1 protein-coding gene is annotated in these 622 nt (G+C 49.8%); it reads left to right on the top strand.

Translation table 11 applies throughout. The features are described from left to right. A partial coding sequence (locus VI25_RS21000; protein ID WP_055562823.1) for a hypothetical protein occupies window positions 1-426 on the top strand: 426 nt, incomplete at its 5' end. Between the last annotated feature and the right edge of the window lie 196 nt (window positions 427-622).

Genomic DNA, 622 nt, shown 5'->3' on the forward strand with positions numbered 1-622 from the left:
CCAACGTGTGCTTTCTCCAAGCTATATCAGAGCCGTTTGGGTGCCCTCAGTAATGAGTACACTGCCAAAGGAGTAGAGTTTCTATTCGTCAACGCCCCCATCAACCTGGAAGCCAGCACTGACATGGGCGATGCGGAGAAACTGAAAATTAAAGCTACAGGCGGGGCCGATACCCCCCTCTTTACCGACGATGGACAGAAAGTTAGCGCTATGCTTGGAGCCACTAAAACTCCCGAAGTAGTGCTACTCCAGCCCACCGGTGATGGGTTTGCGGTTCGCTATAAAGGGGCTATTGATGATAATCCGCAGGTAGAAAGTTATGTAAAGGAGCGCTACCTCGCACAAGCTCTGGATAACATACTGGCTGGCCGCCCAGCCGGTGTAGCCGATAAACGCGCGGCGGGCTGCCTGATCAAAAAGTTCTAATACCTCCTCTTCTGATAACAAGAAGGCCCCTAGACGTTTGTATCCAGGGGCCTTCTTATTATGAAATACACGCTGCAGTACGTATTATCTAGAAGTGTGCTTCCAGAAAGAATAGCGAAGCTTACTCTTCGTTCGGTTCAGAAGATTCGTTAGCACCGCCCTCCTCATTCATTAGAATGGCTAAGAGAGTACCTAC

Origin of the sequence: Hymenobacter sp. AT01-02, from assembly GCF_000961955.2 — a bacterium.
GTDB classification, from domain to species: Bacteria; Bacteroidota; Bacteroidia; order Cytophagales; family Hymenobacteraceae; genus Hymenobacter; species Hymenobacter mucosus.